The following is a 24,321-nucleotide window of genomic DNA, read 5'->3' as shown; positions in this document are numbered from 1 at the left end:
GATATGAAATACGACTTTGATAAACAGATTTCGCGGCGGGGAACCGATTCCTACAAATGGGACAGTGCCGAAAGCGAACATGTATTGCCGATGTGGGTGGCAGATATGGATTTTCCGACAGCCCCCGCTATCGTTGATGCGTTGAAAAAACGAATAGAGCATGGCATTTTCGGGTACACTCGTGTACCCGAGAGCTATTACAAGGTTGTCACGGATTGGTTTTCCCGCCGCCATAACTGGACAGTCAATCGCGAATGGATAATCTATACATCGGGGGTAGTGCCTGCCGTATCGGCCATCATCAAGGCATTGACCGTACCCAGTGATAAAGTACTGGTGCAGACTCCCGTCTATAACTGCTTCTTTTCGTCCATCCGCAACAATGGGTGCGAAATGGTGTCGTCTCCATTGTGCTATGCCGACAATACTTACACGATTGATTATGCGGATTTGGAGTGTAAAGCCGCCGACCCTAAGGTGAAGATAATGCTGCTGTGCAATCCCCACAATCCGGCTGGAAGGGTGTGGAAGCGTGAAGAACTGGTGCGCATCGGTGCAATCTGTATCCGTCACGGTGTAACGGTTGTTTCGGATGAGATTCACTGCGAGTTGGTTTTTCCGGGACACTGTTATACGCCGTTCGCTTCCATTTCGGAAGATTTCCTGCGGCATTCCGTTACTTGCCTGTCGCCCAGTAAGGCGTTCAATATTGCCGGATTGCAGATTGCGAACATTGTCTGCGCCGATGCCAACCGTCGGGCGAAAATAGACCGGGCTATCAACGACAATGAGGTATGCGATGTCAATCCGTTTGGCGTAATCGCTACTCAGGCAGCTTATAATGAAGGAGAAAAATGGTTGGACCAACTTATCGAATATCTGCACGCCAATTATCTCTATATGCGGGAGTTTTGCCGTGAGCATCTGCCGGAATTTCCTGTTACGGTATTGGAAGGTACCTATCTTGTTTGGATGGATTGCCGCAAACTGGGCCTTCCGTCTGAGGAGTTGGAACGGCAATTGATGGAACAAGGAGACTTATGGCTGAACGCCGGCATTATGTATGGAATGGAAGGAGAAGGCTTTATGAGGTGGAACATCGCTTGCCCACGTACAACGCTGATAGACGGGTTGACGCGATTTAGTAACTTTATTCATCGTTAAAATTAATGTTATTTCATATATCTGATTGAAAACAACCATAAAGTGGTGGTTTGACGTTTGCTGTCGAACCACCACTTATTGTTTGGTGATTTCTCCTGCCAGGTCGGAATTCATGCGGTGGCAGATTTCGGCTTGGTTCAGTCCGTGTCCCAGAAGGAACATGAGCTTAGTGACAGCACATTCGGGGGTACTGTCATAGCCGCTGATGATACCTGCCTGAAGAAGATGAAGTCCGGTTTCGTAGCGTCCCATTTCGACGGCACCGCTCTGGCATTGGGTGATGTTGACGATGACAATGCCACGTTCGCTGGCTTCTTTCAGCTGGCGGATGAACCATTCTTTCTGGGGGGCATTGCCGGAACCGAAGGTCTTGAGGACTACGGCTTTCAGACCGGGAACATGAAGCACGGAATTGATAATGCTTTCCTGAATGCCGGGAAAGAGCGTGAGAACTACGACATTGGTGTCGAAAAGGTAGTGCGGCTTCATGGGGCGCGACGGGTCGGGGCGGCGGATGAGATGCTCGTTATAGCGGATATGGATGCCCGCTTTTGCCAGTGCGGGATAGTTGAAGGAACGGAAAGCGTTGAAATTCTCGGCATTGATTTTGGTGGTACGGTTGCCCCGCATCAGCTCGTTTTCGAAAAAAATGCACACTTCAGGGACGATAGGAGTGCCGTCCGGATGCTTGGCGGCGGCTATTTCAATAGCGGTGATTAGGTTCTCTTTCCCATCGGTGCGCAGGGTGCCGATGGGAAGCTGGGAACCTGTGAGGATGACCGGCTTGGAAAGGTTCTCGAGCATGAAGCTGAGGGCGGAGGCTGTATAGGCCATGGTGTCGGTGCCGTGCAGGATGACGAAGCCGTCGAAATTGTCGTAGTTGTAGTTGATGATTTTTACAATCTTTGCCCAGAAAGAAGGTTCCATGTCAGAAGAGTCGATGGGTGGATCGAACTGATAGGAAGAGATGCGGTAGTTGAAGCGCTTCAGTTCGGGAACATGCTGCAGCAGTTGGTCGAAGTTGAAGTTCTCAAGTGCACCGGTCTCGGGATTTTCTATCATTCCGATAGTTCCACCAGTGTAAATCAATAGTACAGAAGGGTAATCGACTTTCATAGATTTCGTATTTGAGTTCTTTTTCGGGCACAAAGATAGTAAAAAAAGTGATAACTCATCATTCATCCCACCTCTTCCTTCAACTGCCTGATGGCCTTTTCCGCATCTCCCTCCTTTTCGTTAAGCAGAGTGACGAAGCGGCTGCCGATGATGGCGCCGGATGAGTGGGCGCAGGCGGCATCGAATGTCTGCTTGTTGCTGATGCCGAAGCCTACCATGCGTGGATTGCGCAGGTTCATATCCTCTATCCTCTTGAAGTAGGCTTGTTTCCGGGTGTCGAAGTCTTTCTGGGCACCGGTAGTGGCGGCGCTGGACACCAAGTAAATGAAGCCGTCGGTGTGGGCGTCTATTTCGCGGACGCGGGCTTCGCTGGTTTCGGGGGTAATGAGCATGATGACACGGATGTCATACTTCGAGGCGATGGTTTTGTAGCTCTCTTCGTAATCGCGGAAGGGGAGGTCAGGAATGATGACGCCGTCGATGCCGCACTCCACGCACTTCCGGCAGAATGCCTCGAAGCCGAACTGCATGATGGGGTTAAGGTATCCCATGAGGATGAGGGGAATGTGGACATCGCGGCGAATGTCTTGCAATTGTTCGAAAAGCAGGCGGAGAGACATGCCGTTGTGCAGGGCGCGGGTGGCGGCATTCTGGATAACAATGCCGTCGGCCATGGGATCACTGAACGGGATACCGATTTCAATCATGCTGACTCCGTTCTTTTCGAGAGTACGGATAACGTCGGCAGTACCGTCGAGAGTGGGACAGCCTGCGCAGAAGTAAATGGACAGCAGATTCTTGGGGCTGTCCTGGAAAAGTTGGTTAATTCGGTTCATCATACTATTTACAATTTTACAATTTAGCTGCGCAAATATACGCTGCCTGATACATTTTTATATTTACGATTTATGATTTGAGTTTACAATTTAGCCGCGCAATTGTATACCGCATGGCGGATTATACATTGAACATGGTAATATTTGTCAAATCGTAAATCCATTGAGTTCTTTCAGGAAGTTTGAGATGCGTTCCACATCTTTTATTCCCGGTGCCGTCTCGAAACGGCTGTTGATGTCGATACCCGCAAAATAGGGATGGCAGAACTCCCGGAGGGCTTTTACGCTGTAGGGGTTGATGCCACCGCTGAGCAGGAACGGAGTGGGACCGTTGTAGCGGTGCAGGAGGTTCCAGTCGAACTGATTGCCGGAACCGCCGTACTGCGGGGTCTTGGTGTCGAAGAGGTAGTAGTCGCATAGACCATTGTAGGCAGAGACAGCAAGCAGGTCTTTGGGTCGCGAGATAGAGAAGGCCTTGATGAGGTGCAGACCTGCATTGCGTAGGGAACGGCAATACTCGGGAGCTTCATTGCCATGCAGCTGGATGTAGTCCAGGTCAAAACGGTCGGTATACATCAGGATGTTTTCCTTGGTTTCGTTGACAAAGACGCCGACGCGCTTGGCGCAGGCTGGCAGATACCCGGGCATCTGGTACAGATAACGGGGAGATTTTGGGTAGAAGATGAAGCCGATCATATCTACACCTTGCAGTTCTACATTGCGGATGTTTTCTGCTTCAGTCATTCCGCATACTTTGATGAGAGGAAACATCTTATTTACGATTTTACTATTTACAATTTACAATTTAGCTGCGCAACGTAACGCTGTATGGGAGACTTCTGTATTTGCAATTATCAACTTTCAATTATCAATTGAAAGACTGTCTCTGATGAACTCTTTCAGGGTTTCGCCGGGGTGCCCTGTTTTCATGAAGGTTTCGCCGATGAGGAAACCGCGGAAGCCGGCAGCACGCAGGCGGCAGATGGTTTCGGGGTCGGAGATGCCGCTTTCGGAAACAAGGAGTGGGGAGACCGCTCCGTGGGTGGCTTCGCGCAGTTGCCGGGCTATCCGGAAGGAATTCTCCACATCGGTGACGAAAGAGCCGAGGTTGCGGTTGTTGACACCAACCATGTCGGCTTCCTTATTTATATAGGAGAGTTCCGAAGGGCTGTGGATTTCGAGCAATACCTCCAGCCCGAGTTCGTGGGCTTGGGTGGTGAGAGTGCTGCATTGCTCCGGACTAAGGCAGGCGGCAATGAGCAATACCGCGTCGGCACCTACGATGCAGGCTTGCAGAAGCTGGTACTCGTCGATGATGAAGTCTTTGCGCAGAATGGGGATGTGGACGAGCGGACGGACTGTGCGGATGTCGCGCAGCGTACCGCCAAAGAACTTCTCATCCGTCAGGATGGAGAGGGCAGCGGCGCCGGCGGCTTCGTAGGAGGCGGGTATCTCCTCTGCCCGGGCAGCCTCGTTTATCCAGCCTTTGGAGGGTGAACGTCGTTTGAATTCGGAGATGATTCCTGTAGAAGAAGCGGCAAGGGCCTGCTTCATGCTGCGGCGATGTGCCACATTCTCCCGGATGATGATTCCGGCTTGTTCCCGCAACTGTTCCAGAGAGACGGTTTGTTTCTGTAGTTCAATCTCTGTTTGTTTATGGGCGATGATTTCAGACAGTATATCTTTCATTGCTTCATTTATTGATTTCGATAATTTTTTTCAGTGTCGCCAGCGCCCGTCCGCTATCCAGTGATTCGCGTGCGATGGCGATGCATTCTTCAATCTCTTTCTGCGGTTCCATCACCTGGATGGCAAAGGCAGCGTTGACAATGACGCATTGCGTTTGCGCAGGTGTGGCATGCCCCGTCAGGATATTGTCGAAGATGCGGGCAGCATCTTCCTTGCATGCGCCGCCGAACAGTTCTTCGGGGCGGGCATCCTTGAAGCCGAGAGCTTGCGGACGGTAGATGCGCTCGTAGTCGCGGGTCATCACCTTGAACTCGTCTGTCAGGGAGATTTCGTCGTAGCAGTCAAGGCTGTTGACCACGGCAAAGTCAATGCCGAGCTTATAGAATACATTGGTATATAGGCGCATCTGCGAGAGGTCTGCCACACCGAGTAGTTGGTATGCCGGACAGCATGGATTCACCAACGGGCCGAGCAGATTGAACAAGGTGCGCACTCCCAGCGTCTTGCGGACAGGGCCGACAAACTTCATCGCCGGATTGAAAAGCTGGGCATGAAGGTAAGCGATGTTACACTCTTCCATGCTGCGTTTCAGCGTGTCGGGGTTGTTGGTGAAGCGTACGCCATGCTGCTCGATGACATTGCTGGCTCCGCTCACGGAAGTGGCTCCGTAGTTGCCGTGTTTGGCAACCTTGTAGCCGGCTCCCGCCACCACGAAGCAAGCGCAGGTGGAGATGTTGAAAGTGTTTTTTCCATCGCCTCCCGTACCTACAATGTCGATGGGGCGATAGGGGGCGAAGTCGATGGGGAGGCGTGTTTCCATCAGTGCTTCGCGGAAGCCGATAAGCTCATCCACAGTGATGCTCCGCATCTGGAAGGCAGTGAGCAGGGCCGCTATCTGCGCCTCAGGATACATTTCCTTGGTGATATTGAGGAGGATTTGTTTGGTTTCCTCCGATGTGAGCTCTTCGTGATTGAAGAGACGGGTGAGTATTGCTTTCATCTTGATATTTACGATTTGATGGTTGAATTTACTCCTTTTTGAAGTTTTGTATTTATGGGTTCTCGAAACATCTTATGTTTTCGTCCGAAACGCCTCATGTTAGCAATGGTGAAGTGTGGCATTTCAGACACTGAAGTGTCTTATTGCGAAAGCCAGTTTCTCACGATTGTTTTTCCGTCGGGTGTCAACACCGATTCAGGATGAAACTGGATGCCGTGGATGTCATATTTCCGATGTTTCAGCGCCATGATTTGTCCTTCGGGGCTGATGGCAGTAATGGCAAGTTCGTCTGGAAAGTCCTTCGTATCCACTACCCAGGAGTGATATCGTCCGACGGAAACCCTATTGGGTAAACCGCAGAAGATATAGTCTTCTTCGAGAGAAATACCTTCATAATCCTTTCCCCCTAATTCTTCATTCCTAATCCCTGATTCTTTCTCCTTTATCCTTATTTCCGTCTGTACTCCATGGAATACCTCTTCTAGGTTGACCAGCTTTCCGCCGAATACTTGTCCGATGGCTTGTTCGCCCAGGCAGACACCGAGTAGGGGTTTTCGTCCGGCATAGGTGCGGATGACATCCAACAGCAGTCCGGCTTCCTCGGGTACGCCGGGACCGGGTGAAAGGATAATCTTATCGTATCGCTCCAATTCTTCGAGCAGGAATCTATCGTTGCGCAGCACGTTCGTTTCTGCGCCAAGCTCTTTCACCAGATGGGCAAGGTTGTAGGTGAATGAGTCGTAATTGTCTATGATAACTGTTTTCATTTTTTGTATTTATAAACCGTTTAATTTACTATTTTGCGATTTACTATTTATGATTTGGCTGCACAGTGTACGCACCGCATGGCAAATCGTAAATAGTGAATTCTCAAATGGTAAATGAATTCACATTTTTTCCGCCATCTCAATTGCCTTTTTTAGTGCGCCGAGCTTGTTGTTCACCTCTTGCAGTTCGTACTTGTCGTTGCTCTTGGCCACGATGCCGCCTCCTGCCTGGAACCAGAGGACACCGTTGCGGCTGACAAAAGTGCGAATCGTAATCGCCTGGTTCAGCGAGCCGTTCAGCCCGATGAAACCGATGCAGCCTCCGTAGGCTCCGCGGTTGTGCGGTTCCAGCTGGCTGATGAGCTGCATGGCGCGTACTTTGGGGGCGCCGCTCAGGGTTCCGGCAGGGAAGGTGTCGATGAAGGTCTTGACAGGGTCGGCCTCTTTGCAGAGTGTTCCGCTGACGCGGCTGACAAGATGGATAACATGACTGTAATACTGCGTCTCCTTATAGAAGTCTACCTTTACATCACGGCAGTTGCGGGAGAGGTCATTGCGTGCAAGGTCCACCAACATCACGTGTTCGGCATTCTCTTTTGGGTCATCGTGCAGGTATCGTGCATTGATGGCATCCTGTTCCGCATCGCCGGTGCGCTTCGTGGTTCCGGCAATGGGGTCGATATAGGCATGGCGCCCTTCGATGCGGCAATGGGTTTCGGGAGAGGAGCCGAAGATGCGGAAGCCCCCGAAGTCGAAATAGAACAGATAGGGCGAAGGGTTGATACTACGCAAGGCACGGTAGAGCTTGAAGTCATCGCCCATGAAGCGCTGTTCGAAACGGCGGGAGAGGACAATCTGGAAGACGTCGCCGCGCAGGCAGTGGGCAATGCCTTGGCGGATGTTCGCTTTGTGCTCCTCGTCTGTAAGTGGGGAGGTGGTGGAGCCGATGGCGCGGAAGTCGTAGGCGGTGTAGTTACGGTTATGGATGGCCTTCTGCACCTTGTCCAGCTCGTTGGTATCACCGGGAGCCAGCATCTCGAGAAGCAGCATCTCATTCTTGAAATCGTTGAAGACGATGAGGTACTTATATAATATGTACAACATGTCCGGCGCGTCGTTGGTGGCTTCACGGCTGTCCTTCACGGATATATTCTCGAAGTAGCGGACTGCATTGAAGGAAGTGTATCCGTAGAGTCCGCAGTAATTGCTGTATTCGCCTTCTACGCGGAAGCGGCCAAGGAAGTCGTTCAGCGCATTTTCTACCCGATACTCTTCGGTTATGGGATGTTCTTCGCGGCTGTCGTCCGGCAGTCGGAAGATAGCCATACCATGATCTATGCTGACACTTGCCAGCGGACACAGAGCGATGAACGAACGGTTATTCTCGCTGCCATGATAGTCGGAACTCTCCATAAGTGCGCTCTGCGGAAAGATGTCGCGTACCTTCAGATAGGTGCTCACCGGCGTATGCAAGTCACCAAGCATGGTACGGCTGACTGTTTTATAGTCATATTGTTTCATTGTATCTTGTATTTTTAAATAATTCATCACTTATAGCTCATCACTCAAATAGGTATCCATATCCTTGTCTCCTCTTCCCGAGACAGTCAGCACCACTACGTCCGTCGGCTTGAAGTTCATCTTCTCCAGCGCGCCCAGTGCGTGGGCACTTTCCAATGCGGGGATGATACCTTCGAGCCGGGTCAGTTCGTAGGCGGCGCGGATGGCTTCATCGTCGTTGACGGCGAGGACGATGGCACGTTTCCGCTTGGCAAGGTTGGCGTGCATGGGGCCGATGCCCGGATAATCCAGTCCGGCAGATATGGAATAGGGCTCTTCTATCTGTCCGTCCTCGTTCTGGATGACGTAGGTGCGGGAACCGTGGATGATGCCCATCTTGCCGAGGGCGATGGTGGCGGCTGTCCTTCCCGTTTCAATGCCTTTTCCGCCGGCTTCGGCGAGGACGATTTGCACGTGCGGGTCGTTGACGTAGTGATAGATGGTGCCGGCTGCGTTGCTTCCTCCGCCTACGCAGGCGATGAGGTAGTCGGGACAGCTGCGTCCTTCATGCTCAAGGAGCTGTTTTCTGATTTCTTCGCTGATGACGGACTGCAGGCGTGCCACCATGTCGGGATATGGGTGCGGGCCGACGGTGGAACCTATCACGTAGTAGGTGTCCGACGGATGGCAGCACCAGTCGCGGATGGCTTCGTTGGTGGCGTCCTTCAACGTCATGTTGCCGCTGGTGACGGGTACGACGGTGGCGCCGAGCATCTTCATCTTCTCCACATTGACGCGCTGGCGCTCCACGTCGGTCTTGCCCATGTAGACGATACATTCCATATTCATCAATGCGCAGACGGTGGCTGTGGCTACCCCATGTTGTCCGGCTCCGGTTTCGGCGATGATGCGGCGCTTGCCCGTGCGGCGTGCCAGCAAGACCTGCCCGATGCTGTTGTTGATTTTGTGGGCGCCGGTGTGGTTCAGGTCTTCACGCTTGAGGTAAATCCGGCAACCGTACTTCTCGGACAGGCGGTGTGCCGGGTAGAGTGGGGAAGGGCGTCCCACGTAGTCGCGAAGCAACTGCTCGTATTCACGCTTGAAGTCCTCGCTTTGCAGCATCTTGAGGTAAGTATTCTGCAACTCTTCTACACACTTGTGGAGGATTTCGGGGACGTATGCCCCACCGAATTCTCCGTAATAACCTTCTTTGTCAACTAAGAAATCCATCATGTTATTTACTATTTGACTATTTACTATTTAGGGGAATCGGGAGTTGAAACTGATTCCCTTTTTTGTTATTTAATCTATTTCAGGCATCGGTTTCGTGGCTTTCAGTGTTATCAAAAACACATTGTTGCCTAAACGAAAAGAGCCCCGTCGCTTGGTGCGACAGGGCTCTTTTTGTTTTTTACTATATATTACATATATACATACGAGCACTGCTCCCTTACGACTGTCGGAGTTGTAACGGATGCCACCACCAATATGTATTTACGAACATTGTTTTCATTGACTTTTTTGATTTTATCGAAGGCAAATATAGTGCAAACCGAATGTATAATAAAATGAACTTGTTCATTTTTTATGCTGAGGTGCAGCCTGTCTTCGTTTTCGCGACAAATATAAGCACTTTGTTTTAACCGCCAAAATAAATATGACTTTTTTTTCGGATTAAAACATTTCTCTTGGAATATTGTTTTTATAGGTATAGTAAAAATGAGTATTCATTCAAAAAAAGAAAGGAACAAACTATGAATCGAAAACATTTAGTTGCCATAGGTGTAGTTATTGCTGTACTGTTGTTGGTATACTGGCTTTTTGTGGCCGAAGATATGAATGCCTGGTTGAATGTAAACTGATTTTTCGGAATTTTCGTGCGGAGTTATTCGGATAAAGATGTATCTTCGCAAAAAAACATAGACTCATGAAAGGATTAAGTGATTCATTTTTGCGCGCAATATGTGCGCTGGTTATCGGTTTGGTGCTGGTGATGTTTCCCGACCAGGCCGGTGATTACCTGGTGATTACGATAGGTGTCGTTTTCCTGGTGCCTTCGCTTATCAGTATCATAGGCTACTTTGCACAGAGCACGGAGATGCGCAGTCGTTTCCCTGTCGAGGGGGTGGGCAGCCTGCTGTTTGGCTTGTGGCTGATTATCATGCCCGGTTTCTTTGCCGATTTGCTAACATTTGTATTGGGATTTGTTCTGCTGATGGGAGGAGTGCAACAGATTGCCTCGCTCTCCGCCGCCCGTCGCTGGATGCCGGTGCCGTATGGCTTTTACACGGTGCCTGTATTGATTCTGATTGCCGGTCTGGTTGCGTTGTTCAATCCTATGGGGGTACGTTCCACGGCATTTATCATTATCGGTATTAGTAGTCTGGTCTATGCGGCTTCGGAACTGCTGAACTGGTTTAAGTTTACGCGCTGCCGCCCAAAGACACCGGATGCTTCTGCAAAGGCGGTGGACCATATTGAGGATGCACAAATTATAGAATAAAAAAACAGACCATCTGTTGAGGTGGAACAGATGGTCTGTCAGGAGTAAACGGATGGTCTGTTCATGCCACACAGACCATCCGTTTTTTGTTATTTCAACCATTCATTAATCAGCTCCATCGCTTGTTTCTTTTCTGCTTCAGGCAGAGTGCTGATGCGTGCCCGATGGCTTCCGCCGGGCTCGACGAATACATGGATGTTCTTTTTCCCTTTCAGCCAGGTCACTCCAGCAGCCGTCCATGGGTCGTTCTGTCCGTAGATGAATATCATTCTCGGGTCATTCTTTTTCAAGAATTCCGTGATTTTCTTGCTTAGGGTCTTGTCGAAGGGCATGTCTTTCAGCTCTTCGGGAAGCATGAGGCGGTGCAGGTAAGCCTTGCTCGATTGGATGGAAAGATATTTCTTGAAAGGCTTCGTATCGTAGCCGTAATAACCCAGCTCGCGGGCAGCCTGCACGAAGAACGAGGCTGTCGGGCTGTCGGCAATGAAATAGTCGGGGTTGCTGATGTCGAGCAGATGGGCAAATATCTCATCGTCCGGAGCCGTGGTTGCGGGAATGCTGTTGACGGGAGACCCCCACTGCCAAAGGGCGAAAGAATACTCCAGCACACAATAGTCGTATATTTCTTCAACGGGCGCACGGAACTTGAGCCCTTTTTCATCGCAATATTTCTCAAAGCGGGGGAGCAGCGTGGCTTTCCGTTTCAACACTTCCAGCTGGAAGTCTTCAATTCGTTTGCGGTCTTGCGGAGTAGACACTTTCTTGAGAAAAGGTTCGTGGCGTCCGTCTTCCGCCGCATAACAGAGCGGAGCTACGTATGGCACGGAAATATCCACATCGTCCGGATAGAACGTGCGGTAGAGCAGGGTAGTCTGCCCGCCCTTGCTGATGCCGGTTGCAATCCATTTGCCGGGATAGATGCTTTTAAAGGCGTTGCGGACGGCATGCAGGTCGTCTGCAGAATTCTCGGCAGTGAGGTATTGCCAATCTTTTGGTTCTGGGGTGGATTCCAGAAAATAACGGTATTCCACAAAAATCATGTTGGCATCGAGCAGCTCTGAAAGTTCCTCGCGATACTTGGGATTGAGGGCATAGGCGGCTCCATAGCCTTCGGTTACAATCACCGTAGGACGGTCGAAACCGACGTGGGAGACAATCACACGCTGGCGGAAGCTGCCCTTTTCGGGATGGTCGTGGTCCAACGGCTGGTTGAAATAGGTTACATACTTCTCGGAGAACCGGGTGGACTCCAACGGACGGGTTTCCGTAATGGCGGAAATCTGACTCAGTTTTTGCTGCAAATCGGTTTGTGCCCAGGCAGTAGCCGAAACAAACAGCAAGGCAAACAGCAGGAACGCTGCATAGCAGTTACGTAAATTCTTCATGATGACAAGATTGTTTTATCTGACGGGCAAAGATAGGTTATTTCCTGCTTACTGCCAACAGTTGGCATAGACGAAAAAAGAGAGAGAGAACTGCCTCGCGGCACCTCTCTCCCTGCAAACTTAAAACAACCAACAAAAGAAAGCGATAAGGAACCAAGGATGAAGAGGTAAATAATGAAGGGTAAGTCCATTCTATTAATTCTTAATCTTTCATCCCTTATCCTTTATCTTATAAACAGTAACTCGCGATATTTGGGCAACGTCCACATCTGATTGTCGACGATGAGTTCCAGCTTGTCGATGTGGTAACGGATTTCTTCCATCATCGGTACGATGTTGTCGTGGTAGGCGATGGCTTTTTCACGTTCACTGTCAATTTTGTTGGCCACTTTGCGCGCCTCGATCATGGCATCCACATGCTCCTTGATGAAGGCAGTACGGTCGGCAATCTCTTCGATGAGTTCCAGATTCTTGGCAGATAGTTTTGCGGCCTTCTCTGCGGGGAACAGGTCTTTCATCTTGTAGACGTTGTCCACCAAATCGGTCTGGTATTGTGTAGCTACGGGGATGATGTGGTTCATGGCCAAGTCTCCGAGCACGCGGGCTTCGATTTGGATTTTCTTGGTATACATTTCCCATTTCACTTCATTGCGGGCTTCCAGTTCTTTCTTCGTCATGACTCCGATGGATTCGAACATCCGGATGCTCTCCGGTTTCAGGTAGTTGTCGAAGATGATGGGAACATTTGTCTCGCAATCCAGACCGCGGCGGGCTGCTTCGGCTTTCCATTCGTCGCTGTAGCCGTTGCCGTCAAAGTGGATAGGCTTGCAGACTTTGATGTACCGGCGGATGATTTCGAGGATGGCGGAAATTTTCGGTTCACCCTTTTCAATCAGTTCGTCCACATCTTTCTTGAATTCCACCAACTGCTCGGCAAGGGCAGAGTTCAGTGCAATCATGGCACTGGCACAGTTGGCTTCGGAACCCACGGCGCGGAACTCGAAGCGGTTGCCGGTGAAAGCGAACGGGCTGGTACGGTTGCGGTCGGTATTGTCTATCATCAGTTCCGGAATCTGCGGGATGTCCAGCTTCATGCCTTGCTTGCCGCTGAGGCTGACGAGGTCGTCCTTTGTACTCTCTTCGATATGCTCCAGCACCTGGCTCAACTGCTTGCCCAGGAAGGAAGAGATGATGGCTGGAGGAGCTTCGTTGGCACCCAGACGATGGGCGTTCGTGGCGCTGGAGATGGAGGCCTTCAGCAATCCGTTGTGGCGGTATACGGCCATCAGCGTATTCACTACGAAGGTGATGAAACGCAGGTTCTCTTCGGGCAGTTTGCCGGGTGCGTGGAGCAGGACACCAGTGTCCGTACCCAGCGACCAGTTATTATGCTTGCCGCTACCGTTGACACCCTTGAAAGGCTTTTCGTGCAGCAGTACGCGGAAGCCGTGGTTACGTGCCACTTTACGCATCAAAGCCATGATGAGCATGTTGTGGTCTACCGCCAGGTTGCATTCCTCGAAGACGGGAGCCAGTTCAAACTGGTTGGGAGCCACTTCGTTGTGACGGGTCTTGACGGGGATGCCGAGTTTCAGCGCTTCGATTTCCAGTTCCTTCATGAAAGCGGCCACACGGCTGGGGATGGCCCCGAAGTAATGGTCTTCCAGCTGCTGGTTCTTGGCGCTGTCATGGCCCATCAGCGTGCGTCCGGTCATCAGCAGGTCGGGACGGGCGGCGTACAACCCTTCGTCAACCAGAAAATATTCCTGCTCCCAGCCCAGATAGGCAACCACTTTCTTTACTTCCGGATTGAAATAGTGGCATACGTCGACGGCAGCCTTGTCTACGGCACGCAGAGCTTTCAGCAACGGTGCCTTGTAGTCCAGAGACTCACCGGTATAGGCGATGAAAATAGTCGGGATGCAGAGCGTGTCGTCTACGATGAATGCCGGGGAGGAGGGGTCCCATGCCGAGTAGCCACGTGCCTCGAACGTATTGCGGATACCGCCGTTCGGGAAACTGGATGCATCCGGTTCCTGCTGTACGAGCAGCTTTCCGGAGAATTCCTCCATTACGCCGCCTTTGCCGTCGTGTTCCACAAAGGCATCGTGCTTTTCGGCAGTACCTTCGGTCAGCGGATGAAACCAGTGAGTATAGTGGGTCGCCCCCATTTCAACCGCCCATTTCTTCATACCTGCGGCAACCTCGTCGGCTATGCTGCGGTCTAGCGGGGCTCCGTTGTCAATCACATCCGTCAGTTTGGCATACACCTTGCTTGGCAGATAGCGGAACATCTTCTCCTTGTTGAATACATACTTGGCAAAATACTCTGACGGACGTTCCGCCGGGACTGCCACTGCAACGGGTTTCTTCTTGAACGCCGTCTCTACTACTCTGAATCTCAATTTTGACATAATACCTTAGAGTTGTAATTGTTGGTTTAATAAAACTATGTTAGAGTGAAAAAAACTTCTTTTCATTGCTTTTTCATCTTAGAAACTTAGTCCAACTACGAAATAAGCACCTTCAGACCTTGGGTTCCAGGTTGCTTTGGCAAACAACGGGAGGGAGAAGGAATCGGTGATTTTGATGTCTTTTGATACTCCCAGGCTGACGTCGCATACGGCAAAGCCGTTGGCTTCATAGAAGTCCGTGGCCCAAGGGGTAGCGCCTATCTCGGCTGTCCAGTCCAGACCGCCCAGTGTGAAGGGGGCTGCTACGGAGATGTAGGATGAATAAGCACGGTCACCGTCTTTGTCAACGCCGTCGTCGCCTGCAAAGTTGGTGTACCAGTTTACGGCTACGGGGCCGAAATCATAACCGATTTGCGCCTCGAACAGATGTGAGTTGGCTGCATTGTGTGCTCCATACCGGAAGTATTTGGCCGTCGCTCCATCTCCGGTCACATTGTACCAGTAGTCCGTCACCGATACGCTGAAGCCTCCTGTCGAATATCCCAGTATGAGGTCGAACTCTTTCGTGTCCGAACTCTCGATGCCTACGGAGCCCCAAGCCCCCAGAGAGAAACCTTTGTAGGCAATGGATGCACTTGGCTGAAGGCTTACACCCCCCAAATCCTGGCCACGCCAGACGTAGCCGCTTACGAGGTCGACGCCTACCGATGCTTCCACTTTATCCTGAGCCTTTGCCGTGAAAGGCATTGCCATTGATAAGAGTATCATTGCCATTATCCCCCGTTTTATACTTCTTGTTTTCATACCTTTTTTACTTTTAAGTTTAGTTTTCTTATTTCAGCCACTTCCGGATGCGCTTCATGGCTTCCACGCAATCTTCATGCTTTCCGAAGGCCGTCAGCCGGATATAACCCTCGCCGCTGGGACCGAAGCCCACGCCCGGTGTGCCCACTACATTGGCCTCATACAGCATTTGTTCAAAGAATCGCCAGGAGCCCGTTCCGTCAGGCGTTTTCAGCCAGATGTAAGGAGCGTTCACACCACCGTAGACCTTCAGTCCGGCCGCTTCAAGGCCCTGCTTCATGGTGCGGGCGTTGTTCATATAGTAATCTGTCGTTTCCTTTATCTGCCGCTGTCCTTCCGGTGTATAGATGGCTTCCGCTGCCCGTTGGGTGATGTAGCTGGTGCCGTTGAACTTGGTGCATTGGCGGCGGTTCCAGAGCTTGTTCAGCGGGATGCGTTCGCCTTCCAGCGTGGCGGCAGTGAGTTCTTTCGGCACAACGGTGTAGCCGCAGCGTACTCCCGTGAATCCGGCAGTTTTCGAGAAGCTGCGGAACTCGATGGCGCATTTCTTTGCTCCCTTTATCTCATAGATGGAGTGGGGCACGTCGTCTTCGCGGATGAAGGCTTCGTAGGCGGCATCGAACAGAATCAGCGTGTCGTTGGCGAGCGCATAATCTACCCATTTCTTCAGCTCGGACTTGGTCAGGGTGGTTCCCGTCGGGTTGTTGGGATAGCAGAGGTAGACAATGTCGATGCGCTTGTCCGGAATCTCCGGGATGAAGTTGTTTTCGGCGGTACAAGGCATGTAGGTGACGTTGCTCCACTGGCCGTTTTCCTCCAATACTCCGGCACGTCCGCACATCACGTTGCTGTCTATATAGACCGGATAAATCGGGTCGGTCACTCCCACGCTGTTGTCGTGGCGCAGAATGTCACCGATGTTTCCCGTGTCGCTCTTTGCTCCGTCGTTCACAAAGATTTCCGTAGGACTGAAATGGATGCCTCGCGGAAGGTAATCGTGCTTGATGATGGCTTCTATCAGGAAGTCGTATCCCTGTTCGGGACCGTATCCACGGAATGTCTGCGCATCAGCCATCTCTTCCACCGCCTTGTGCATCGCTTCGATGCAGACCGGCGGCAGTGGCCGGGTAACGTCTCCGATACCCAGACGGATGACTTCCTGCTTTGGGTGTGTTATCCTGAAAGTATTTACCTTCTTGGCTATGTCTGAAAACAAATAACTGCCCGGTAGTTTTAAAAAATGTTCGTTAACTAATGCCATAATCTTTTCTTGGTTGATAGTTGGTGGTTAGTCAATTAATTCAATTTCTCCGTCGAATACTTTGGTGGCTTCCCCCGTCATCAGGACATGTCTGGTAGCGATGTCCCATCGGATGTTGAGTGAGCCTCCGTCCATGATGACGGTAGAATCTCTTCCCGCGCGTCCGGTGAGGAAGGCTGCCACGGCGGTGGCACAAGCTCCGGTTCCGCAGGCTTGGGTGATGCCCGAGCCTCGTTCCCAGACACGCATCCTTATTTTTCCTTCTCCCAATATCTGGGCAAATTCTACGTTGATGCGTTCGGGGAAAAGGGGATGGTTTTCCAGTTTGGGGCCGATTACCGGAAGGTCGACGTCCTCTATGTCATTGACGAAGATGACCAGGTGCGGGTTTCCCATGGATACGGTGGTACCTGCATATCGTTCTCCGTCCACTTCGATGGGTTGTTCTTTCATCGGTTTGGCACCTTTGCCGTCGTAATCTGCCGGTTCGTCGGCAGGTATGCCCATGTCTACGGTTACAGAGTTGACCTTTCCGTCTGCCAAGTGCAGGTTTAGCACCTTTATACCTGACAGTGTGTCGAGCATGATTTTCGTTTTAGAGGTCAGTCCGTAGTCAAAAAGATATTTTCCGATGCAACGGCTTGCATTGCCGCACATCCGGGCTTCCGAGCCGTCGGCATTGAATATCCGCATGCTGAAATCGGCTTTGTCCGAAGTGCCTATAAGTACCAGACCGTCACTTCCAATTCCCGTATGTGGTGCACTCCATATCTTTGAAAGTTCTTCCGGATGTTCGATGGGAAATCGGGTTGTATCTACATAAATGTAGTCGTTTCCGGCACCATGCATCTTGGTGAATTTTATTGTTCTTGTCATTTTGTCCTTTGTTGGTTGATTAATACGTCCTTTTGTTTTATTTCGATGCAAATATACGACGTTTTGTTTTATGATTAAATGAAAAGTATATCCATTTTCTATTTATTTGCGGTTAAACTTTCATTCAATGATAATATGTGTAGCGGAGCTTTCAATCTGAAAGCATATAACTTTGTTTTTTGTATAAATTGTAATCAATATAAAAGCGTGGCATGATTCGGAATAAGAAAAAAGATTGCTTATATGAATAAATGCTACCTTTTTGAAAACAGTAAACCGCTTCATTGTTGACATGATGAAGCGGTTTGCTTGGCTTTTATTTCTAAATGTATAAGGAACGGCTATTTTTTCTTTAAAATTGCTTTCAATGCTACCGGCTCATTGGTTGTGGCGAAATCTACTCCTTGGCTGATGAGCCATTCCATGTCTTTGGCTTTGTTTACAGTCCAGGCGTTTACTTTCATGCCGAGCTCGTGGCATTCCTTTATCCATTCAGGATGTTTTTGGAAGACACTGAAGTGGTAGTCGGGACCGGCACAACCCCATGCTTTCAATTCCTTGGGGGTAAGGTCACCGGTCAGGTAGTAGACGGGGGTGCCTTTGGGTGCCAGACGGATAAACTCCTTGGTGGCATGTTTGGAGAAGGTGATGTATTCGGTACGGCTTTCCAGCCCCATATTCCTAATCATCTTAACGATGCCCTCTACGGCACGTGTCTCTTGTTCGGGAGTTTTATGGGCTTTCAGTTCGAGGATAAGGCGGGTTTTCAGGCTTTTGGCCTTGTCCAAATACTGTTGCAGGGTAGGGAGTTGTTCGCCGTTGTCCAGTTGTACGGCGGTGCATACCTTGGCTGTGGCATCTTGCATAGTCACGCCTTTAAAGGTGGCGTCATGATTGACAACCAGCTGATTGTCTGTGGTGAGCCAAACGTCGAACTCGGAGCCGTAGCAGTGGATGGAATCGGCCTTTACGAGTGCGGCAAGGGAGTTCTGTGCCGAACCGCTTATTGTCCAGAAACCACGGTGGGCAATGACTTCCTGGGCCTGGATAGTGCCGCACGCAGCAAAGAGCAGGGCAGAAGCAAAAAATAGTTTTTTCAGATTCATAATGATTAGGGTGTTTTGTTATGGACACAAAGATAAGTATTATATTTCTTTTATTAAATCTAACCCCTGAGTAATTTCAGTATGTACTTTCCGGGCATCACGATGCGGGCTTTCATTTCATTGTACAGACTCCATGCTCAATGTCGTGTTTTCCGTAATCCGTTTTTCCCATAGCTTTTTTGCTTTTTCTGTTTTGGATACAAATTGCTCCTCAAATTCAGTTTTCTCTTTTCCCATTTTTCATGTTTTTAGGGTTAGTAAATGTATGATAATCAGCAATGAAAAAGGGCTACTCCTTTCAGTACGGATGGCTACGCCCTTGCCTTGTTGAGGCTACACCATCCGACGAGAAAGGTGTAGCCCTTCTGTCGGGTTGCTGACGGCGGCAAAATTACTGTCTTTCCAGGTACTGAACTATCAGTGATTTATCCTTACATCATATCCGTATGGGGCAATCCGCGTGGTGTCTTCCCGTTTTATGATGGCCCATACCTTCTCCAATTCGATAATTGTCTCACTGTAAGTCAAAGGCTTTTGCTCTCCTCTGGTTCTCTTTGTGAAGTTTTCGGAAGCTACGAGCAGTTTGGCTATATCCGTTCATCCACTATGGAGCTGTGTTCTTTTACTTTTTTGTTCTTAGTTTTTGTGTATCATATTGATACGACATGCTTCTCTGCTCGTTACTGTTGAGATGTTTCCTTTTTTGAGTTCTTTCATTTGTGTAATTCTTCGTTCGTTTAGCTGTTTTTTATTCTGGTCAAAAAATGCGAAAGTATAAAAAGTAGGGGAGAAACAGGAGGACTTGGAGGAGAATGTGTGGGGCTAATTTTAAGTGGTTGATATATAGGATGATATGCTGTTTAAAAAACGTACGTTTAATGAACGCAAAGATAGAGACGTTTTTTGTAATGGCAAAATGTTTGATAGGAAAATGTTCCTAATAATAAATAATGATAAGTATATTGCATTGAATTTCAGTAGTATATGCAATATATGTAATCAGTTAAAATCTTCTTATTTTTAGCTCTTTGAGTATGTCTTGTATAAGTTCAAAACAGGTGTTTTTTAAACGTACGATTAAAAAACGCTTTTTGTTTCTAATGCGTTCGTTTATAGTCTCTTGCCAAAAGGTAATGAACAACCGCAGAGAATCTGTTGACAAGAGGGGCATAGTGCTTGTCAAACTTCCCATAAAATGCCCGCAAGTGATTGGACTACAGTTATGTAATGGTAGTTCAAAGCCCCCAAGGAATACCTTTTTCTAAGTAAAATTAGCAAGAATAGAAATGAATAAAGAGAGCGAAGTTTGGTTTGCCATGCGTGCCACATACCGCAGGGAGCTTGAAGCTATGCATCTTCTCGAAAAGGCAAATTTTGGCTGTTTCATCCCCATGCAATATAAGATAAGTATCCGTAGGGGGAGGAAAGTCCGTGCTTTGGTTCCCGTCATCCGTAACCTGGTTTTTGTCCACGCACGTCCTTCCGAAGTGCAGCGATTTAAGTCTCAAATTACTTATTTGCAATATATCACCGATACCCGCAGCGGTCAGAAAATAATCATTCCCGATCATGATATGCAGCGTTTCATAGCCGTCGCCGGTACCTACAATGACCATCTTCTCTATTTCCAACCCGAAGAACTGAATCTCTCCAAAGGTACGAAAGTCCGTATCACCGGTGGCGACTTCGAGGGTCAAGAAGGTGTTTTTCTAAAGGTAAAAGGTGTCCGTGACCGTCGTGTAGTTATTGCTATACAAGGTATCATCGCCGTTGCCCTGGCTACCATTCATCCGGACCTCATCGAAGTAATTGAATAATGGTTTGCACAATATCATTATGTTTGGGAACAGATGAAGCCCTTGTCCCTTTTTATAGTGGGATGGCATTGAATTTCGAAGTATTTGAGTGTTGAATTTGAAATCATAAATCTGAAATAATATGTCTTTTTTAGAAGAAGCTATTGCTCTTCAGCGTGTCGCGCACGATCTGATGTATTTGGGTACGGACGGTAGTCCTATCTATAGCGATGACTTGTCCCGTCGTAACAGCGAGGTCTATCGCTTGACCACAACTTTGTATAATTCCGGCACCTGGGGCGCCACGGTGGAGGAGCAGGCAAATGTATGCCTCGCTCTCTTGAAAGGGTATAGTGCCTCGTTCATTGACCATGGTGAAAAACAGCAGCATGTGCAGGAGGTATTAAAGCGCTGTTGGGATATTTTGGATATTCTTCCAGCTTCATTACTAAAGCTTCGTCTGCTTACTGCTTGCTATGGTGAGGTGTTTGATGAGGCTTTGGTGGATGAAGCTCGTTCCATCATTGCTTCTTGGAGTGTTGCATCACTGACTGCCGAGCAGCAGGAAGCAGTTGATGAGTTTCAGAATGTGGTGGATAATCCTTATCCATGGGAGGAAATGGAATAAAAATGTATAAATAGGATTTCTCTTTGAAGAAAAAACGTATATTTGCATATAGCTTCTAAAAAAGAGAAATAAGATGGAACAGATGCGTAAACTGCCGATTGGTATACAGACTTTTGAAAAGCTGCGTGAAGAAAATTATCTTTATGTAGACAAAACAGCAATGGTCTATAAGATAGCATCCAATTCCACTCCCTATTTTTTGAGCCGTCCTCGCCGTTTCGGTAAGAGTTTGCTTATATCTACCTTCGAAGCTTACTTTCAAGGACGTAAAGATTTGTTTCACGGACTTGCCATCGAAAAACTGGAAACCCGGTGGGAGGAATATCCTGTATTGCATCTGGACTTGAATGCCCGTAAATATGAAATAGCCGGAGATTTGATAGCCATGCTTAATCAATATCTGGAAAAGTGGGAATTGAAATATGGTGCGGAAAAGCAGGAGCGTAGTCCCGAAGAGCGCTTTGCCTATGTGATAGAGCAGGCGTATGCCCAGACGGGTAAGCAAGTGGTAGTGTTGATTGATGAATATGATAAGCCTTTGCTTCAAGCTCTTTCGGATGAAAAGCTAACGGAAGAATATCGTCGGATATTGAAAGCCTTTTATGGGGTACTGAAAAGTGCCGACCGTTATCTCCGCTTTGTTTTTTTGACGGGTGTGACGAAGTTTGCGCAGATTAGCGTGTTCAGTGATTTAAATCAGTTGCAGGACATCAGTACATGGCCCGACTATTCTTCTTTATGTGGTATTACTAAGGAAGAACTGCTCACAACGTTTACTCCGGAGATAGAACGTTTGGGTGTTTCCAATGGGATGGACTTCGATACAACTTTGGAGCAGATGACCAAGCTGTATGACGGTTATCATTTTTACCCCCATTGTGAAGGGGTTTTTAATCCTTTCAGTGTATTGAATGCATGCAAGTCGAAGATTTTGGATAATTTCTGGTTTCAGACCGGTACTCCTACCTATTTGGTAAATTTATTGAAAGAGAGTGATTATGATTTGCGCCTTCTGATTGAGGGAGTTGAAGTGACGGCTTCCGCCTTTTTTGAGTATCGTGCGGAAGTAAAGAATCCGCTTCCCATGATTTATCAGAGTGGTTATCTGACCATCAAAGACTACGATAGGGATGTTTTATTGTACACTTTGGGCTTTCCCAATGATGAGGTACGCTATGGTTTCTTGAATTTCTTGGTTCCTTATTATACAGGAGTGACTGATGATGAAACCGGTTTTCACATAGCCAAGTTTATGCGTGAACTCCGTTCCGGTGATGTAGATGCATTCATGGAACGCCTGAAAGTATTCTTTGCAGGCATTCCCTACGAACTGAGCAACAATACCGAACGCCACTATCAGGCCATCTTTTATGTCGTCTTCACTTTGCTGGGTCAATTCGTACAGGCGGAAGTGCGCAGTGCGCGTGGTCGTGCCGATGCCGTGGTGCGGACAAAAGATACCGTTTACGTCTTTGAGTTCAAGCTGAACGGCAGTGCCGAAGATGCCTTGAAGCAAATTGATGAGAGAGGTTATCTGATTCCTTATGTGCTGGATGGCAGGCGGCTGGTGAAAGTGGGGGTGAACTTCAGCAAGGAGACACGGAATGTGGAGAAGTATATTGTGGAATAACTCTTTGGCACTCATGTCTCGGCAAACTTCCTTTCCTATGAACGATAGGAATCCAAACTAATAATACTTAAAACTCAAGTCCTTTTTTGATATTCTTTATGTAAGCAGTCAAAAAATGGCTATTGATTGAAAACTCTATCTTCGCTGCGAACAAAAATTTTAGGATTTATGTATAGCAGTGAAGATTTTGAAAAGTTTTACTTTCAATACCAGACCGAGGCTTTGCCTCATGGAGAATCTCTCCAATCATTTGGTTATCAGAAGAGCATAAGCTTCGCAAATCAGCTGAACGTAAGATTAAGGCACTTCAAGAAAAACTTGATTATGCCAATTAGGAACGTTTTGGTGATAGACGTCAAAGGATAAAGTCTAAAGCTAAAACGGGTGATTCAAATCGGAACGAGGAGAAAGATGATTATGATGGAACCGATGATACGCTTCGCACGGATTCGGTTGATTATGTTCAATCGCCAGAGGTTAAAGAGCCTTCCGGGAAAGACCGTGATTTGTCCAATCGTCTTGACGGTTATAAAAGGATGGGAGTAGCCGGAGAAGCGATAGGGCATCCTTCTGATTTGACAAAGGTTCCCGGTCGCCTCATTGAAAGGAGAATGGTACGTGTATTCAGTTTCCGTACTTTCCTTACGGAAGAATGTTTTGAGACGGTTCATTATGCAGAGCCGGGTAAAAAGCCCAGGTGGGGTTATTTCCCTTCTGAAGGCATCCGGAGGTGGTGACTAGATTCGATGGTACTAAAGCTACTCCTAAATTTCTGCAGGCTATCGCCTATGAAGTTTATGTGAAGAATGTGACTTTCGGTCTTCTTCACCAATGGCTGACAGATATGGGCATGACCGTTTCTAAAAACACATTGCGCAACTGGCTTAAGAAAGGCAAGAAATACCTGGATGAGCTGGTTTGTGTATTGAAGTCCATAGCTTTGGAAAAAGACTCGATTGTGAACTGCGATGAGACCTGGTGTAAAGTGCGTAAATATGATCACTATAAGAAGTGCTACATTTAGGTTCTGGTCAACAAGGCTCAGAAAACAGCCATTTTCTTCTATGAGAATGGTTCTCGCGGCCGTGAGGTACTTACAGACTTTTTGGGTGATGCAGAATTGAAGAGTATTATGTCCGACGGATACAATGCTTATGTATTTATCGGCAATGAGTTGAAATCAGCCCGGTTTAAAGATACTATACATCAAGTTTGTATGTCTCATGCAAACAACAAGTTCGTTAAAGCAGGTAATCAAGGTGGTGAACCGGTGGCCGTACGCTTTTCGAACTTTCTTAAGAGATTCTTTTCGAAAGAACATGTTTATGATGAAGCCGGGCTTACTCCGGAAGAGAGGTTACGGGAAAGGCAAAGCTTGGAAACGAAGGAACTCCTGATAGAATTGCGCAGTTTGTTGGACAGTGAACTGTCAAAGGATTCAGAATTTAGAAGTCAGTATTATAGAGAAGCTCTCAATTATCTGCATCGATTCTGGAAAGAGATTTTTGTTTACTTGGATGATGGTGAATTACCGATAGACAACAATCTGGCAGAGCGAACCATTCGAAAGCTGACTACCTGGCGCAACAATTCATTTCATTATGGTAGTGATGCCGGTGCTGAGATGGCTGCAACATATCATAGTGTGATTGTAACGGTAAAGCTTCATGGCAGTTCTATCTGGAACTTCATCGGAACTTTTTTCAAAAATATCTTTAACAGATGCAGGGATTATGTTAACATGGTTCCTGACAAAATCGCTTTGGCTACCAGCCAATGTTAAATTCAAGACTAATTGATTAACAAAACTCGGTTTAGGGTAGGGTATAGTTATGTGCCCTTTCAA

19 protein-coding genes and 1 pseudogene are annotated in these 24,321 nt (G+C 48.4%); 6 read left to right on the top strand and 14 right to left on the bottom strand.

All coding sequences use genetic code 11. The features are described 5' to 3' along the window. Nucleotides 1-3: 3 nt before the first annotated feature. A complete protein-coding gene (locus tag E5355_RS06355; RefSeq protein WP_136009636.1) occupies nt 4-1,164 on the top strand; it encodes a MalY/PatB family protein in 1,161 nt (386 codons plus the stop codon). Nucleotides 1,165-1,239: 75 nt separating this feature from the next. On the opposite strand, the gene E5355_RS06350 is transcribed toward E5355_RS06355, so the two are convergent. The 8 genes from E5355_RS06350 to trpB form a co-directional block, all read right to left on the bottom strand. Further along, complete coding sequence (locus E5355_RS06350; protein WP_136009635.1) at nt 1,240-2,280, bottom strand: asparaginase; 1,041 nt, start codon at nt 2,278-2,280, stop codon at nt 1,240-1,242. A gap of 62 nt (nt 2,281-2,342) precedes the next feature. Continuing rightward, nucleotides 2,343-3,116 carry a tryptophan synthase subunit alpha gene (gene trpA / locus E5355_RS06345; protein WP_210434518.1) on the bottom strand — a complete coding sequence of 258 codons (774 nt, stop codon included), beginning with the start codon at nt 3,114-3,116 and terminating at the stop codon, nt 2,343-2,345. A 147-nt stretch (nt 3,117-3,263) separates the two neighbouring features. Beyond that, nucleotides 3,264-3,887 carry a phosphoribosylanthranilate isomerase gene (locus tag E5355_RS06340; protein ID WP_136009633.1) on the bottom strand — a complete coding sequence of 208 codons (624 nt, stop codon included), beginning with the start codon at nt 3,885-3,887 and terminating at the stop codon, nt 3,264-3,266. A gap of 90 nt (nt 3,888-3,977) precedes the next feature. After that, nucleotides 3,978-4,805 (bottom strand): indole-3-glycerol phosphate synthase TrpC, encoded by an 828-nt coding sequence (gene trpC, locus E5355_RS06335; protein ID WP_136009632.1) that lies wholly within the window; start codon nt 4,803-4,805, stop codon nt 3,978-3,980. 4 nt (nt 4,806-4,809) lie between these two features. Continuing rightward, nucleotides 4,810-5,805, bottom strand: coding sequence for an anthranilate phosphoribosyltransferase (gene trpD, locus E5355_RS06330; protein ID WP_136009631.1), 996 nt, complete (start codon nt 5,803-5,805; stop codon nt 4,810-4,812). Between the two features lie 140 nt (nt 5,806-5,945). Further along, nucleotides 5,946-6,572, bottom strand: coding sequence for an anthranilate synthase component II (locus E5355_RS06325; protein ID WP_136009630.1), 627 nt, complete (start codon nt 6,570-6,572; stop codon nt 5,946-5,948). A gap of 120 nt (nt 6,573-6,692) precedes the next feature. Beyond that, nucleotides 6,693-8,093, bottom strand: coding sequence for an anthranilate synthase component I family protein (locus E5355_RS06320; protein ID WP_136009629.1), 1,401 nt, complete (start codon nt 8,091-8,093; stop codon nt 6,693-6,695). A gap of 30 nt (nt 8,094-8,123) precedes the next feature. After that, nucleotides 8,124-9,302, bottom strand: coding sequence for a tryptophan synthase subunit beta (gene trpB, locus E5355_RS06315; protein WP_210434517.1), 1,179 nt, complete (start codon nt 9,300-9,302; stop codon nt 8,124-8,126). Between the two features lie 697 nt (nt 9,303-9,999). Between trpB and E5355_RS06305 the strand changes: the two genes are divergently transcribed. Continuing rightward, the gene (locus tag E5355_RS06305; protein ID WP_136009626.1) at nt 10,000-10,575 is read left to right on the top strand and encodes an HdeD family acid-resistance protein; all 576 of its coding nucleotides are present in this window, start codon (nt 10,000-10,002) and stop codon (nt 10,573-10,575) included. Nucleotides 10,576-10,664: 89 nt separating this feature from the next. On the opposite strand, the gene E5355_RS06300 is transcribed toward E5355_RS06305, so the two are convergent. The 6 genes from E5355_RS06300 to E5355_RS06275 all read right to left on the bottom strand — a co-directional run bounded on the left by E5355_RS06300 (nt 10,665) and on the right by E5355_RS06275 (nt 18,421). Then, entirely contained in the window at nt 10,665-11,960 is a 1,296-nt protein-coding gene (locus E5355_RS06300) for a S28 family serine protease (RefSeq protein WP_136009625.1), read from the bottom strand. 224 nt (nt 11,961-12,184) lie between these two features. Continuing rightward, complete coding sequence (locus E5355_RS06295; RefSeq protein WP_136009624.1) at nt 12,185-14,374, bottom strand: glutamine synthetase III; 2,190 nt, start codon at nt 14,372-14,374, stop codon at nt 12,185-12,187. Nucleotides 14,375-14,452: 78 nt separating this feature from the next. After that, nucleotides 14,453-15,178: a hypothetical protein gene (locus tag E5355_RS06290; protein WP_136009623.1), complete on the bottom strand. Its 726-nt coding sequence runs from the start codon at nt 15,176-15,178 to the stop codon at nt 14,453-14,455. A 28-nt stretch (nt 15,179-15,206) separates the two neighbouring features. Next, nucleotides 15,207-16,439 (bottom strand): LL-diaminopimelate aminotransferase, encoded by a 1,233-nt coding sequence (locus E5355_RS06285; RefSeq protein ID WP_136009622.1) that lies wholly within the window; start codon nt 16,437-16,439, stop codon nt 15,207-15,209. Nucleotides 16,440-16,466: 27 nt separating this feature from the next. After that, nucleotides 16,467-17,315, bottom strand: a complete 849-nt coding sequence (gene dapF / locus E5355_RS06280; RefSeq protein ID WP_136009621.1) for a diaminopimelate epimerase — start codon at nt 17,313-17,315, stop codon at nt 16,467-16,469. A 341-nt stretch (nt 17,316-17,656) separates the two neighbouring features. Further along, nucleotides 17,657-18,421: a glycerophosphodiester phosphodiesterase family protein gene (locus tag E5355_RS06275; RefSeq protein ID WP_136009620.1), complete on the bottom strand. Its 765-nt coding sequence runs from the start codon at nt 18,419-18,421 to the stop codon at nt 17,657-17,659. A gap of 1,286 nt (nt 18,422-19,707) precedes the next feature. Between E5355_RS06275 and E5355_RS06265 the strand changes: the two genes are divergently transcribed. The 4 genes and pseudogenes from E5355_RS06265 to tnpC all read left to right on the top strand — a co-directional run. After that, nucleotides 19,708-20,238 carry a UpxY family transcription antiterminator gene (locus tag E5355_RS06265; RefSeq protein WP_370282252.1) on the top strand — a complete coding sequence of 177 codons (531 nt, stop codon included), beginning with the start codon at nt 19,708-19,710 and terminating at the stop codon, nt 20,236-20,238. A gap of 121 nt (nt 20,239-20,359) precedes the next feature. Further along, a complete protein-coding gene (locus tag E5355_RS06260; protein WP_136009618.1) occupies nt 20,360-20,845 on the top strand; it encodes a UpxZ family transcription anti-terminator antagonist in 486 nt (161 codons plus the stop codon). A 73-nt stretch (nt 20,846-20,918) separates the two neighbouring features. Beyond that, a complete protein-coding gene (locus tag E5355_RS06255) occupies nt 20,919-22,475 on the top strand; it encodes an ATP-binding protein (RefSeq protein ID WP_136009617.1) in 1,557 nt (518 codons plus the stop codon). Nucleotides 22,476-22,729: 254 nt separating this feature from the next. Further along, a pseudogene (gene tnpC, locus E5355_RS20215) lies at nt 22,730-24,258 on the top strand (IS66 family transposase); the annotation flags it as partial. Nucleotides 24,259-24,321: the final 63 nt, after the last annotated feature.

Origin of the sequence: Bacteroides muris (ex Afrizal et al. 2022) (assembly GCF_004793475.1) — a bacterium.
Classification (GTDB): domain Bacteria; phylum Bacteroidota; class Bacteroidia; order Bacteroidales; family Bacteroidaceae; genus Bacteroides; species Bacteroides muris.
This window is presented reverse-complemented; position numbering and strand designations above follow the sequence as displayed.

Coding starts and splice junctions, on each gene's coding strand:
- E5355_RS06355 (WP_136009636.1), top strand. CDS start 4: ATGAAATACGACTTTGATAAACAGATTTCGCGGCGGGGAACCGATTCC.
- E5355_RS06350 (WP_136009635.1), bottom strand. CDS start 2,280: ATGAAAGTCGATTACCCTTCTGTACTATTGATTTACACTGGTGGAACT.
- trpA (WP_210434518.1), bottom strand. CDS start 3,116: ATGAACCGAATTAACCAACTTTTCCAGGACAGCCCCAAGAATCTGCTG.
- E5355_RS06340 (WP_136009633.1), bottom strand. CDS start 3,887: ATGTTTCCTCTCATCAAAGTATGCGGAATGACTGAAGCAGAAAACATC.
- trpC (WP_136009632.1), bottom strand. CDS start 4,805: ATGAAAGATATACTGTCTGAAATCATCGCCCATAAACAAACAGAGATT.
- trpD (WP_136009631.1), bottom strand. CDS start 5,805: ATGAAAGCAATACTCACCCGTCTCTTCAATCACGAAGAGCTCACATCG.
- E5355_RS06325 (WP_136009630.1), bottom strand. CDS start 6,572: ATGAAAACAGTTATCATAGACAATTACGACTCATTCACCTACAACCTT.
- E5355_RS06320 (WP_136009629.1), bottom strand. CDS start 8,093: ATGAAACAATATGACTATAAAACAGTCAGCCGTACCATGCTTGGTGAC.
- trpB (WP_210434517.1), bottom strand. CDS start 9,302: ATGGATTTCTTAGTTGACAAAGAAGGTTATTACGGAGAATTCGGTGGG.
- E5355_RS06305 (WP_136009626.1), top strand. CDS start 10,000: ATGAAAGGATTAAGTGATTCATTTTTGCGCGCAATATGTGCGCTGGTT.
- E5355_RS06300 (WP_136009625.1), bottom strand. CDS start 11,960: ATGAAGAATTTACGTAACTGCTATGCAGCGTTCCTGCTGTTTGCCTTG.
- E5355_RS06295 (WP_136009624.1), bottom strand. CDS start 14,374: ATGTCAAAATTGAGATTCAGAGTAGTAGAGACGGCGTTCAAGAAGAAA.
- E5355_RS06290 (WP_136009623.1), bottom strand. CDS start 15,178: ATGAAAACAAGAAGTATAAAACGGGGGATAATGGCAATGATACTCTTA.
- E5355_RS06285 (WP_136009622.1), bottom strand. CDS start 16,439: ATGGCATTAGTTAACGAACATTTTTTAAAACTACCGGGCAGTTATTTG.
- dapF (WP_136009621.1), bottom strand. CDS start 17,315: ATGACAAGAACAATAAAATTCACCAAGATGCATGGTGCCGGAAACGAC.
- E5355_RS06275 (WP_136009620.1), bottom strand. CDS start 18,421: ATGAATCTGAAAAAACTATTTTTTGCTTCTGCCCTGCTCTTTGCTGCG.
- E5355_RS06265 (WP_370282252.1), top strand. CDS start 19,708: ATGAATAAAGAGAGCGAAGTTTGGTTTGCCATGCGTGCCACATACCGC.
- E5355_RS06260 (WP_136009618.1), top strand. CDS start 20,360: ATGTCTTTTTTAGAAGAAGCTATTGCTCTTCAGCGTGTCGCGCACGAT.
- E5355_RS06255 (WP_136009617.1), top strand. CDS start 20,919: ATGGAACAGATGCGTAAACTGCCGATTGGTATACAGACTTTTGAAAAG.